This window comes from Peribacillus sp. NPDC076916, assembly GCF_050269675.1.
Lineage (GTDB): Bacteria > Bacillota > Bacilli > Bacillales > DSM-1321 > Peribacillus > Peribacillus aracenensis.
The window spans coordinates 48,842-61,402 of record NZ_JBNNIU010000001.1 but is presented as its reverse complement, the minus strand read 5'-3'; the positions used below and the strand labels follow the sequence as shown (position 1 = coordinate 61,402).

The 12,561-nt window shown below is 42.6% G+C and carries 11 protein-coding genes; all 11 read left to right on the top strand.

From position 1 onward, the window contains the following. Positions 1-22: 22 nt before the first annotated feature. The 11 genes from ACQKFG_RS00300 (at position 23) to ACQKFG_RS00250 (ending at position 12,540) form a co-directional block, all read left to right on the top strand. A complete protein-coding gene (locus ACQKFG_RS00300; protein ID WP_192204061.1) occupies positions 23-1,249 on the top strand; it encodes a M16 family metallopeptidase in 1,227 nt (408 codons plus the stop codon). A 162-nt stretch (positions 1,250-1,411) separates the two neighbouring features. Then, positions 1,412-1,681, top strand: coding sequence for a YlmC/YmxH family sporulation protein (locus tag ACQKFG_RS00295; RefSeq protein ID WP_192204062.1), 270 nt, complete (start codon positions 1,412-1,414; stop codon positions 1,679-1,681). Positions 1,682-1,908: 227 nt separating this feature from the next. Next, positions 1,909-2,811, top strand: a complete 903-nt coding sequence (gene dpaA / locus ACQKFG_RS00290; protein WP_192204063.1) for a dipicolinic acid synthetase subunit A — start codon at positions 1,909-1,911, stop codon at positions 2,809-2,811. After that, positions 2,808-3,410, top strand: coding sequence for a dipicolinate synthase subunit B (locus tag ACQKFG_RS00285; RefSeq protein WP_192204064.1), 603 nt, complete (start codon positions 2,808-2,810; stop codon positions 3,408-3,410). The genes dpaA and ACQKFG_RS00285 overlap by 4 nt, the downstream gene beginning before the upstream one ends. Before the next feature lie 213 nt (positions 3,411-3,623). Continuing rightward, positions 3,624-4,679 carry an aspartate-semialdehyde dehydrogenase gene (asd, locus tag ACQKFG_RS00280; protein ID WP_192204065.1) on the top strand — a complete coding sequence of 352 codons (1,056 nt, stop codon included), beginning with the start codon at positions 3,624-3,626 and terminating at the stop codon, positions 4,677-4,679. A gap of 103 nt (positions 4,680-4,782) precedes the next feature. Continuing rightward, on the top strand, positions 4,783-6,009 hold the full coding sequence (dapG, locus tag ACQKFG_RS00275) for an aspartate kinase (protein WP_192204066.1): 1,227 nt from the start codon (positions 4,783-4,785) through the stop codon (positions 6,007-6,009). Positions 6,010-6,056: 47 nt separating this feature from the next. After that, positions 6,057-6,926, top strand: coding sequence for a 4-hydroxy-tetrahydrodipicolinate synthase (gene dapA / locus ACQKFG_RS00270; protein ID WP_192204067.1), 870 nt, complete (start codon positions 6,057-6,059; stop codon positions 6,924-6,926). Between the two features lie 274 nt (positions 6,927-7,200). After that, a complete protein-coding gene (locus tag ACQKFG_RS00265; protein WP_427555392.1) occupies positions 7,201-8,871 on the top strand; it encodes a ribonuclease J in 1,671 nt (556 codons plus the stop codon). A 128-nt stretch (positions 8,872-8,999) separates the two neighbouring features. Beyond that, entirely contained in the window at positions 9,000-9,746 is a 747-nt protein-coding gene (locus ACQKFG_RS00260) for a ClpP family protease (protein WP_228467355.1), read from the top strand. Then, positions 9,743-9,970, top strand: coding sequence for a YlzJ-like family protein (locus ACQKFG_RS00255; protein ID WP_098370978.1), 228 nt, complete (start codon positions 9,743-9,745; stop codon positions 9,968-9,970). Before ACQKFG_RS00260 ends, ACQKFG_RS00255 begins: the two co-directional genes overlap by 4 nt. 239 nt (positions 9,971-10,209) lie before the next feature. Continuing rightward, positions 10,210-12,540 carry a DNA translocase FtsK gene (locus ACQKFG_RS00250; protein ID WP_427555387.1) on the top strand — a complete coding sequence of 777 codons (2,331 nt, stop codon included), beginning with the start codon at positions 10,210-10,212 and terminating at the stop codon, positions 12,538-12,540. Positions 12,541-12,561 lie beyond the last annotated feature (21 nt).

The following is a 12,561-nucleotide window of genomic DNA, read 5'->3' as shown; positions in this document are numbered from 1 at the left end:
GAATGATTGGGAGGAATGTTAGTTGATTAAGAAATACACGTGTCAAAATGGAGTTAGAATTGTATTGGAAAATATTCCGACAGTACGCTCAGCAGCAATTGGCGTATGGATCAAAACAGGTTCAAGAAATGAAACACCAGAATTGAATGGGGTTTCACATTTCCTGGAGCATATGTTCTTCAAAGGGACAACTACGAGAAATGCGCGTGAAATTGCTGAGTCGTTCGATAGTATTGGCGGACAGGTTAATGCATTCACTTCAAAAGAGTATACATGCTACTATGCTAAAGTAATGGATAACCATGCAAGCTATGCGCTTGAAATCCTTGCTGATATGTTCTTCAACTCAACATTTGATGGGGAAGAATTGAAAAAAGAAAAAAATGTCGTCTACGAAGAAATCAAAATGTACGAAGACACACCAGATGATATTGTCCATGACCTTTTAAGCAAGGCGGTATATGAAAACCATCCCCTTGGCTATCCTATACTTGGAACGGAAAATACGCTTGAAACCTTCAATAGTGATACATTAAAAAAATACGTGCATGACATGTACACACCCGATAAAGTAGTAGTGTCCATTGCTGGGAATGTGGATGAAAAATTGATTCAGGAGGTCGAAAACTACTTCGGCTCGTATCAAGGAGGGGAAGACCGTCTTGAATTGGTCAAACCTTCCTTCCATGAAAATAGGATTACCCGTAAAAAAGATACGGAACAAGCCCACTTATGCCTTGGTTACAAAGGGTTGGAAATCGGCAATGATAAAACATACAGCCTGATTACCTTAAATAATATTCTTGGGGGAAGCATGAGTAGCCGCCTATTCCAGGACGTCAGGGAGCAACGCGGCCTTGCTTATTCCGTCTATTCCTATCATTCCAGCTATCAAGATAGCGGAATGGTGACAGTATATGGGGGGACAGGCACAAACCAGCTTGACAGCCTGTATGAAACCATTCAGGAAACATTGGATACTTTAAAAAGGGATGGCATTACGGAAAAGGAATTACGTAATAGTAAAGAGCAACTTAAAGGAAGTTTGATGCTCAGCCTTGAAAGCACGAATAGCCGCATGAGCCGGAACGGAAAAAATGAGCTAATGTTAGGTGAGCACCGTACCCTAGATGATATCATCATCAAGATAGACGAAGTGACAGAGGATACCGTCAATGAATTGGCAAATCAGATCTTTACGGAACATTCCTTGTCATTAGTGAGCCCGCTGGAAAACTGGGACAAATAATGACGATTAAGCCTGTACCTTCCTTTTTTTAAAGGGAGGTCAGGCTTTTTTTCTTTGAATGTGGGAGGGGCCAGTGTTTTGGACAATATTTGGATAAAGGCCTTCTAAGTTTACCTTTTTCGGATATAGATTGAATAGAAGACGAAAAAGGGGGAACCAAATATGAGGTTAAGCGAACTGAGCGGTAAGGAAATAGTCGATGTGAATAGGGCGGAAAGATTAGGAATCCTTGGTCAGACGGATTTGGAAATAGATGAAACTGGACAAATTACCTCGTTGATCATCCCATCTGTCAAATGGTTCGGCCTTTTAAGGAGTGGCAGTGAAATAAGAGTGCCATGGGATCACATAAAAAAAATCGGTGCGGATATGGTCATCATTGATTTTCAAGAAGGACTTTCACTTAAAGACGGAGAGCAAATGGATGGATGAGGATGCTCGCGCCTACTCCTTGGAATTTCACGAAATGCAATCCCGAAAACGCCTTAGCTGGCAATAGCTAAGGCGTTTTTTGATTTCTTATCACCGTTTTTTAACTAAAAACATAAGATGGCAGGGTAACTAGAGAATGTAGCAAAAACCGAATTGCTTCCTGAAGGGATTGTATCGCAGGGCAAGGAATGTTTAGGATCTTTTATATAAAGAAGGTGACGGTTTTAATGCTCACAGGCATGCAAATCGCTGTAATTGGTGGAGATGCGCGTCAGCTTGAAGTTGTCCGTAAACTGACAGAGCTTGATGCAAAGCTATTATTGGTAGGTTTTGAACAGCTCGACCATGCTTTTACCGGAGCGGTTAAGGAAAAAATGGAGGATATAAATTTCAAGGAAATAGATTCAGTTATCCTACCTGTCCGGGGCACCGATTCAGATGGGAAAGTAGAAACGATTTTTTCCAGTGAAGAGGTTGTTTTAACTGAAGAAATGATAAAAGAGACCCCGGCACATTGCACTTTTTATGCAGGAATCAGTAACGATTACCTCGATGGGATATTCAAGAAAGTGGATCGCAAACTTGTACTATTGTTCGAACGTGATGATGTGGCTATTTATAATTCGATTCCAACTGTTGAGGGTACGATCATGATGGCCATTCAACATACGGATTTTACGATCCATGGATCGAATGTAGCCGTTCTCGGACTGGGAAGGGTCGGTATGAGTGTAGCCCGGTCATTCCATGCACTGGGAGCAAAAGTGAAGGTAGGGGCAAGAAAAAGCGAAGATATTGCGAGGATCAGTGAAATGGCATTAGCCCCTTTTCATTTAAATGATCTTGCTGCTGAAATGAAAAATGTTGATATATGTATCAATACGATTCCTTTTCCGATAATTACTGCACAAGTTATAGCTAAAATGCCCGTTCATACATTAATCATCGACCTTGCTTCAAAACCGGGGGGAACGGATTTTCGTTACGCTGAAAAAAGGGGAATTAAGGCGCTGTTGGCACCAAGCCTGCCGGGAATAGTTGCCCCGAAAACAGCTGGTCAGATATTAGCGAATGCACTGGGACTATTGATACAAGGTGAGTTCACGAAAAGGAAGGGGAAAAAGATATGAGTCTCAAAGGTAAACGGATTGGTTTCGGATTAACAGGATCACATTGCACATATGATGAAGTGTTCCCGGAAATAGAAAAACTTGTAGATGAAGGGGCGGAAGTCATTCCAATCGTAACATCGACAGTTCAAAACACGGAAACCCGTTTTGGAAAGGGCGAGGATTGGGTCGAAAGAATAGAAAAATTGACGGGGAATCATGTCGTTGATACAATCGTCAAAGCAGAGCCTTTAGGACCTAAATTGCCACTTGATTGCATGGTGATCGCTCCTTTAACGGGTAACTCAATGAGTAAGATGGCAAATGCTCTTACCGATTCGCCAGTACTTATGGCTGCAAAAGCGACGATGAGAAATCACCGTCCGGTCGTGGTCGCGATTTCAACGAATGATGCACTTGGGTTAAATGGTGTCAATCTAATGAGGCTGATGGCTGCAAAAGATATTTATTTCGTTCCATATGGCCAGGATAATCCCAAAGGCAAACCAAGTTCCATGGTTGCAAGGATGAGCATGATAAGGGATACGATCATAGCTGCACTGGAAAGGGAACAGATTCAACCTGTCATCGTCGAAAGGTTCAAGGATGATTTAGTCTGAACAAGTATTTCTGCCTCCATCCCGCATTCTAACGACTAACATATATGCATAAATTTGTAGGTTGAAGTTATGAAAAACCACTCCACTACCAGAATATTTTGTTAAAGTGCGACCCTTTGGAATGTTAATGTGATAAAATAAATGATATTCTGAACAAGAAGCAGTAAATCCAGTAAATAACTAATTTAAGAGATAGAAAAGGAGTATGGATAAATGACTGAGACACAGGGATTGCGTATTGCAGTTGTGGGAGCAACTGGAGCAGTAGGACAACAAATGATTTCAACACTCGAACAAAGGGACTTACCGATAAAGAAAATCATCTTTTTATCATCGGCTCGTTCCGCTGGAATCAAACTTACGTTTAAGGGCGAGGAAATCGAAGTGCAGGAAGCAAAACCTGAAAGCTTTGAAGGCATAGATATCGCTTTATTCAGTGCTGGAGGAAGCGTGTCTAAGGAATTGGCTCCAGAAGCAGTGAAACGCGGTGCGATAGTAGTGGATAATACGAGCGCATTCCGCATGGATGAAAATGTTCCGCTAGTCGTTCCTGAAGTAAATGAAGAAGACTTGAAACAGCATAATGGGATCATTGCAAACCCGAATTGTTCAACTATCCAAATGGTTGTGGCATTAGAACCGATCCGCGAGACGTACGGCTTATCAAAAATTGTTGTTTCAACCTATCAGGCTGTCTCCGGTGCAGGTGCAGCAGCGATAAATGAATTAAAGGAACAGGCTCGCGACTTGCTTGATGAAAAAGAAATAGATCCGAAGATTTTACCGGTAAAAGGGGACGAAAAGCATTATCAAATCGCATTTAACGTCATTCCCCAAATCGATAAATTCCAAGATAACGGGTACACATTCGAAGAGATGAAAATGATTAATGAAACAAAGAAAATCATGCATATGCAAGACCTTCCAGTGGCTGCAACTTGTGTGAGGCTTCCTGTTGTAACAGGTCATTCGGAATCTGTATACATTGAAGTTGAAAAAGAAGGCATAGCGGCTTCTCAAATCAAGGATTTAATGAAAACGGCACCTGGAATAGTGTTAGAAGATGAACCTGAGCGACAAGTTTACCCTACGCCTGCTTCATCCGTCGGCAAGAATGATGTATTCGTCGGTCGGATTCGCAAAGATTTGGATGAAGATAAAGGCTTCCATTTATGGGTGGTTTCCGATAATCTATTAAAAGGAGCAGCTTGGAATTCAGTTCAAATTGCTGAGAGCCTTTTAAAATTAGGTTTGGTTACCGTTAAGTAATAATTTATTTTTAATAACTAGAAAAAAATTAAATTCCAATAGGATAGAGAGTTTTTGTCAGCTTCCCGGATTGGGAAGCTGGCTTATATTTGGGGTGCATATTATGAAAATTATCGTCCAGAAGTACGGTGGGACATCCGTTCGCGATGAGGAAAGCCGTTTATTTGCCAAGGGGCATATTGAAAATGCGATCAAAGAAGGCTATAAAGTGGTGGTTGTGGTTTCAGCAATGGGAAGAAAAGGCGATCCTTATGCAACGGATACCTTACTTTCCCTAGTAAATGGAGCGAAAGCCAGCCTTTCAAAACGGGAACAGGATTTACTTATGTCAGTTGGAGAAACGATATCATCTGTCATATTCACGAACATGCTCTTGGAACATGGTATTGATGCGGTCGCTTATACTGGAGCTCAAGCGGGATTCTTGACGAATACCGACTATTCAAGTGCGAAAATTATCGAAATGAAATGCGACCGTCTCATGAAGGAACTTGAGGTGAAGGATGTAGTCGTTGTAGCAGGCTTCCAGGGAGCGGCTAAAAACGGCGACATCACGACCATCGGCCGTGGTGGAAGTGATACTTCTGCCGCTGCATTAGGCGCAGCATTGCAAGCTGAACGGGTCGATATTTTTACGGATGTGGAAGGAATCATGACGGCAGATCCACGTATTGCCGATCAAGCTCGTCCATTATCTATCGTTTCATATACGGAAGTTTGCAATATGGCATATCAAGGGGCGAAGGTCATTCATCCGCGAGCTGTTGAAATTGCGATGCAGGCGAAAGTCCCTATTCGGATAAGGTCAACATACAGTGAAGGTTTGGGGACCCTTGTTACAAGCATGAACAAGGGAAGCCAGGGCAGTGACATACGTGAAAGGCTCGTGACCGGGATTGCCCATGTACCAAAGATCACTCAAATCAAGGTACGTGCGAAAAAAGATCAATATAATCTGCAGGCAGAAGTTTTCAAAGCAATGGCCAATGCCTCTATTTCAGTGGACTTTATAAATATATATCCAAGCGGCGTAGTGTATACCGTTTCGGAAGAGATGACAGAACATGCCCTCTCGATTTTGGCCGAGCTTGGTCATGAACCGGTCATTGAAAGAAATTGTGCCAAGGTTTCAGTAGTCGGTGCAGGTATAAATGGAGTGCCAGGCGTTGCAGCGAAGATTGTCACAGCGCTTTCCGAAAAGGAAATTGCCATTCTCCAGTCTGCGGATAGCCATACGACAATTTGGGTACTCGTGAAAGAGGAAGATTTAATAGAAGCTGTTAATTCCCTGCACTATGCATTTCAATTGCATGAAAGGGAAGTCCAATGATTTGGCTTTTTATTGAATAAAGGTTTTAAAAATTAAAGAGGTGTTAGATGATGATATTTGGTAGAGTATCAACCGCAATGGTCACCCCTTTCGATGGCAAGGGAAATGTCGATTTTCAAAAGACGACTTCATTGGTTAATTATTTATTAAAGAATGGAACCGATTCGCTTGTGCTTTCGGGAACGACAGGGGAATCTCCAACTTTATCTTCGGAGGAGAAAATTGCGTTATTGCGTCATGTTTCTAAGGTTGTAGAAAAACGTGTGCCCATCATCATGGGGACAGGAAGCAACAATACGTATGCTTCCATCGAGTTGACAAAAAAAGCGGAACAAAATGGCGCAGATGCGATAATGCTGGTGGCCCCGTATTATAGTAAAACAAATCAAGAAGGTCTGTACCAGCATTTTAAGGCTATTGCTGCCAGTACGACTCTCCCTGTTATGGTATATAATATCCCTGGGCGCGCTTCGGTTAACATTGAACCGGAAACGATCATCCGCCTTTCAAAAATTCCTAATATCGTAGCCGTTAAAGAAGCGAGCGGGGATTTAAACGCTATGACCCAAATCATAGCCGGCACGGATGAAGATTTTGCGTTATATAGTGGGGACGACGCATTAACACTCCCAGTATTGGCTATTGGTGGTGTGGGTGTAGTTTCGGTTGCTTCACATATTGCCGGTAATGAGTTGCAGAAAATAGTGGAGGCCTTCATCAGTGGGAATTTGAAAGAGGCAGCGAGGCTGCATCAGGAACTGTTACCGCTTATAAAAGGTTTGTTTGCAGCGCCAAGCCCTGCACCTGTCAAAACAGCGCTTCAGTTAAATGGAATTGACGTTGGCTCGGTGAGACTTCCAATCGTGCCATTGACGGAACAGGAGCGCCTTGCATTAACTAAGGTATTAAATAAATAAAATGACACGGAACAAGCTGATCGTTGAAGATTGGCTTGTTTTTACATAATGATGTAAATGAATGGGATATCCTTTCCGATTTCTATTTAAATTTTTTTATTATCGATTGAAACTGGATAAAAGTACAAAGGATCTCTTACATAATAGGTTGTTTTTTTTGAATTATATGAAAATGTCCCTCTGAAAATGGTAAGTGTTGTCATGTTTTTTGAACATCGGTTATAATGAATTCATTGGGAAATTATGAACGGGAATTTTTAAGGAGGATATTCGATTGGGTAAAGATGAAAATAATGGAATAAAAGTCATTTCTCTTGGAGGACAAGGGGAACTTGGTAAAAATATGTACGTCGTTGAGGTGAACGAGGACATCTATCTTCTTGATGCAGGGTTAATGCTGCCAGAAGACGAAATGCTCGGAATCGATGCGGTCATCCCTGATATTTCTTATTTGATGGATAATAAGGAAAGGGTGCAGGGGATATTCATTACCCATGGTCATGAAGACCATATGGGAGCGCTTGCTTATGTCTTGAAATATTTACCGGCACCTGTTTATGGAACAAAGCTTACACTAGCTTTAATTAAAACGAAATTAAAGGAAGACGGATTTAACGGCAGGGCAACATTCACTGAAATCGATTCGGATTCTCTTTTAAGTTTCCCTCAAGCGGCTGTGTCTTTTTTCCGGACAAACCATAGTATTCCCGATTCCGTCGGAGTCGTGATCCACACTCGTGAAGGTGCAATCGTTTATACTGGGGATTTCAAATTCGATCAAGCAGCAACAGATTTATATAAACCGGAAATCGGTAAAATGGCTGGTATCGGTGAAGAAGGTGTCCTATGCTTGCTTTCGGATAGTACCGGTGCCGAGAGGCCAGGTTATACGACATCAGAAGCAGTTGTGGCCAAAGATATTACAGAGGTTTTTCATGCAGCCTCCGGAAGGATCATCGTAGCGTGCTTCGCTTCGAACATTAACCGGATTCAACATGTTTTCAATGCAGCGGCAGCAAGTCGCAGAAAAGTGGCAGTTGTAGGAAAAAGCCTGCAACGCGTTTATGAAACAGCCTTGAACCTTGGCTACTTAAAGGTCGAAGAAGAGCTGATAATCCCGATTAATGAAATTCGCCAGTATGACGACCGTGAAATCGTCGTGTTATCGACAGGTCATCAGGGGGAGCCCATTGCGGCACTGCAAAAAATGGCAAAACAGACCCACAAGCAGGTGACGATCAAAAAGGGAGACACAGTTTTGATCAGTGCATCACCCCTACAGGGCGGCGAACTTATTTTATCCAAAACCGTCGATTTGCTTTACAGGGTAGGTGCTGAAGTGGTATCTGCCAATAAATATAAAGTGCACGTAACAGGGCATGGAAGCCAGGAAGAACTTAAAATGATGATCAATTTGATGAATCCTAAATTCTTGATCCCTGTACATGGGGAATACCGTCATTTATATGCCCATCAAAAAGTTGGGGTTGCTGCGGGAATTGAACGTGAAAACATCATCATTGCCGAAAAAGGTGATGTCATCGAACTAAAGGGCAATAAAATGGGTCTTTCCGGCAAAGTCTCTGCAGGAAATATCCTGATAGATGGCAGTGGTGTTGGAGATGTGGGTAATATCGTTCTTCGTGATCGTCGCTTGTTATCCCAGGATGGCATTTTGATTGTAGTGGTCACGTTGAACCGTCAGGATAAAAGCATTGCAGCAGGACCTGAAATCATTTCAAGGGGCTTCGTATATGTTCGCGAATCTGAAAAAATGATTGGGGAAGCAACTGAAATAGTAAGTGAAATCGTAAAGAAAAATGGGTCGCGCCAACCTTTTGATTGGTCCACGCTGAAGCAGGAAATGCGTGATGCGTTAAACCAATTCTTCTATGAGAAAACTAAACGCCGCCCAATGATTTTACCTATAATCATGGAATATTAAGTAAGGAACCCCTGGTTTAAACAGTCAGGGGTTCTTTTTTCTGTGTCAAACCTCTTATATCTTGAAGAATGAAGTCCGAGACTCGAGACATAATAAAGCTATAGGCTTAAGAGAAAGGGGTTGGCATAGTGGATAATGCACCATTACCAAATGAAAATGAAGGCAAACAGGAAGGTAAGAATTCAACTTTAATCGAAAAAATCCAGCAGCTGGGGGCTACTAATGTTCCGCAACTATCTCAGGACTCAAAAATCCATTGTTTGACGATCATTGGACAAATTGAAGGACATATGCAGCTGCCGCCTCAAAATAAAACGACCAAATATGAACATGTTATTCCGCAAATTGTGGCAATTGAACAAAATCCCAATATAGAGGGGCTGCTTGTCATTTTAAATACAGTCGGAGGAGATGTCGAAGCGGGACTAGCCATCGCAGAAATGCTGGCCTCCCTTTCAAAGCCTTCCGTCTCGATTGTACTTGGGGGAGGTCACTCGATCGGTGTGCCTATTGCCGTTTCGTGTGACCATAGCTATATAGCAGAAACAGCAACGATGACGATTCATCCCATTCGTTTGACAGGGCTAGTCATTGGCGTGCCTCAAACCTTTGAATACTTGGATAAAATGCAGGAAAGAGTCATTAAATTTGTTACGCGGCACTCCAACGTATCGGAAGAAAGTTTTAAGGATTTAATGTTTGCTAAAGGAAATTTAACCCGGGATATCGGCACGAATGTAATCGGGGCCGAGGCAGTTGAAATCGGTATGATCGATGATGTAGGAGGAGTAGGCCAGGCCATGAGAAAACTAAATAGCTTCATGGAAGAAAGAAGGCCAAAAATTGCCGGGGAAGAGGAGGGGCTTCTGCAATGACGCTTTATACAATCGTTCCTGAAGAAATAATTTTCCCTCATCACCATGAAAAGACGGCAAATTTAATAGAAATGATCTATAATGGTGTACATGTAATGGTTGAACATGACGGAGGCCGCACGTTTCGCATTGATCGAATAGTAAGCACGGATCCAGAAGATTATATGAATGTACACATACAGCCGGGGGCTGTCATAAATGTGTTCGAACAGATGAATCATTAGTAAAAACGACTAACTGAGGTAAATTATGATATACTGGTATGAAAATCAGCAGCCGCTTGGCTGCTTTATTCATTATGTGGGCAAAATGTTTGTCTAAATAATAAATGGTATATATATCAAGGACAGGTACATATATATTTGATATAATCAGTGAGCGAACGTTTGTTTCGAGAAGGGAAATCATGTAGTGATGTTGAATAGGAAAGTTAGAATAGTTTCATGAAGAATCAGGTGATATTATGGCAAAAAAGAAACGCAGAAAAAAGAATAGTACAGAGAAATTAAAACTAACGCTTAAATATGAATTGATCGGCCTAACTTTAATAGGTTTGGCCATCATTGCCATTGCCAAGCTTGGAGCTGTGGGAAACGGGACGGTCTTTTTAATCCGCTTCTTCATGGGGGAATGGTATATCCTCTTTTTGTTGGGGGCAATTGCAGCTGGCTTCTATTTGATGATAAAAAGGGAGGTCCCATACCTGTTAAAACGGCAATTCGTCGGGATGTATTTTCTTGTCGCGAGCATGCTCCTGCTAAGTCATGTCACACTGTTTAACATGCTTGCAGATGGAGGGCCGTTTACGAAGCCAAGTGTCATTTCGAATACATGGGAACTATTCTGGATGGAAGTGACCGGCAAGGCCAGCACAAAGGACCTTGGGGGCGGTATGATTGGAGCGATATTATTTGCAGCCTCATACTTTTTATTCGACGAAGCTGGATCGAAAATCGTTTCATTCCTTTTTATCATAGTAGGTGCCGTCCTATTGACCGGGAAAACGTTAGGTGAAACCCTCGGGAAGTTTTTCAGGGGTCTTGGCGTCTTTTTCAAAAAGCAATGGTCTGCTTTCAGAGATGATATGAAAACGTGGAATGACGACAAAAAAGAAAAGAAAAAGAATCCCGTGAAAAAGAAGAAACGGGAAAACGATCCGGTGGAGGAAACCGATCAGCCCCTTCATCAAGAAGAGGAAACACAGCAAATGGCGACCGAACGGATCATTTCCAGCTTTGCTGATAAAGCCTATAGCGACGAAAACGAAATAACTCCAGTAGTTACGGAACCTGCAGCCGAAAGTGCAGAGGAACAGGATGACGCCGTTCCGCCTATGAATTTTACGGAAGTGGAGAATAAAGAATATCTTTTACCGCCTCTTTCTTTGTTATTGCAGCCCAAAATAACGGACCAAAGCGGAGAGTACCAATTGATCCATGAGAATGCGGCAAAACTTGAGCGCACCTTTCATAGCTTTGGAGTGAAAGCGAGGGTCACTCAAGTTCATTTAGGCCCAGCCGTAACCAAATATGAAGTCCATCCGGATGTAGGGGTGAAGGTAAGTAAAATTGTCAGCCTATCCGATGACTTGGCTCTTGCACTTGCCGCAAAGGATATTAGGATCGAAGCTCCGATTCCCGGGAAATCGGCTATCGGAATAGAAGTGCCCAACTCCGAAGTGGCAATGGTGTCATTAAGGGAAGTTTTAGAGGCCAAAGAAGTTGACAAGCCTGACGCAAAACTGCAAATAGGCTTAGGGCGGAATATTTCTGGTGAAGCGGTTAAGGCGGAGCTTAATAAAATGCCGCATTTACTAGTTGCTGGTGCCACCGGCAGCGGGAAATCCGTTTGTATCAACGGGATTATCACGAGTATTCTGATGCGCGCAAAACCGCATGAAGTGAAAATGATGATGATCGATCCAAAAATGGTGGAGTTGAATGTCTATAATGGAATCCCCCACTTACTCGCGCCTGTAGTGACCAATCCAAAGAAAGCTGCACAGGCTTTGCAAAAAGTGGTCAGTGAAATGGAAAGGCGCTACGAGCTATTTTCTCATTCCGGTACCCGTAATATTGAAGGCTACAATGATTATATTAACCGGTATAACATTGAAGAAGATGCCAAACAACCGCTCTTGCCTTATATCGTAGTGATTGTCGATGAGCTGGCGGATTTGATGATGGTCGCCTCAAATGATGTAGAGGATGCCATCACACGGCTTGCACAAATGGCACGTGCCGCGGGCATCCACTTGATAATTGCCACTCAGCGGCCATCCGTAGATGTAATTACAGGGGTCATTAAAGCGAACATCCCATCTCGAATCGCTTTTAGTGTCTCATCCATGACCGATTCAAGAACGATTCTCGACATGGGTGGAGCCGAAAAACTGTTAGGACGGGGTGACATGCTCTTCCTGCCTGCAGGAGCTTCAAAACCGGTACGCGTTCAAGGGGCCTTTTTATCCGACAACGAAGTCGAGGAAGTTGTCACATATGTCATTTCACAGCAAAAAGCACAATATAACGAAGAGATGATACCAGATGAAATTGCAGAAACTTCAAATGGTGAAGTCGAAGATAATTTATACGGGGATGCGGTGTCCTTGATCGTAGAAATGCAGACTGCATCTGTCTCCATGCTGCAGCGCCGTTTCCGGATTGGCTATACCCGGGCAGCAAGATTGATCGATGAAATGGAAGCAAGGGGAATTGTCGGTCCCTATGAAGGCAGTAAACCACGAAATGTATTGGTTACTAAAGATGAACAGGATGAAGCGCATTCATCATAGTTGAAAAAAACCGGGCTGCAG

Excerpts from the sequence above, each read along its gene's own strand:
- ACQKFG_RS00295 (WP_192204062.1), top strand. The coding sequence starts at position 1,412 with ATGAGGTTAAGCGAACTGAGCGGTAAGGAAATAGTCGATGTGAATAGG.
- dpaA (WP_192204063.1), top strand. The coding sequence starts at position 1,909 with ATGCTCACAGGCATGCAAATCGCTGTAATTGGTGGAGATGCGCGTCAG.
- ACQKFG_RS00285 (WP_192204064.1), top strand. The coding sequence starts at position 2,808 with ATGAGTCTCAAAGGTAAACGGATTGGTTTCGGATTAACAGGATCACAT.
- asd (WP_192204065.1), top strand. The coding sequence starts at position 3,624 with ATGACTGAGACACAGGGATTGCGTATTGCAGTTGTGGGAGCAACTGGA.
- dapG (WP_192204066.1), top strand. The coding sequence starts at position 4,783 with ATGAAAATTATCGTCCAGAAGTACGGTGGGACATCCGTTCGCGATGAG.
- dapA (WP_192204067.1), top strand. The coding sequence starts at position 6,057 with ATGATGATATTTGGTAGAGTATCAACCGCAATGGTCACCCCTTTCGAT.
- ACQKFG_RS00255 (WP_098370978.1), top strand. The coding sequence starts at position 9,743 with ATGACGCTTTATACAATCGTTCCTGAAGAAATAATTTTCCCTCATCAC.
- ACQKFG_RS00250 (WP_427555387.1), top strand. The coding sequence starts at position 10,210 with ATGGCAAAAAAGAAACGCAGAAAAAAGAATAGTACAGAGAAATTAAAA.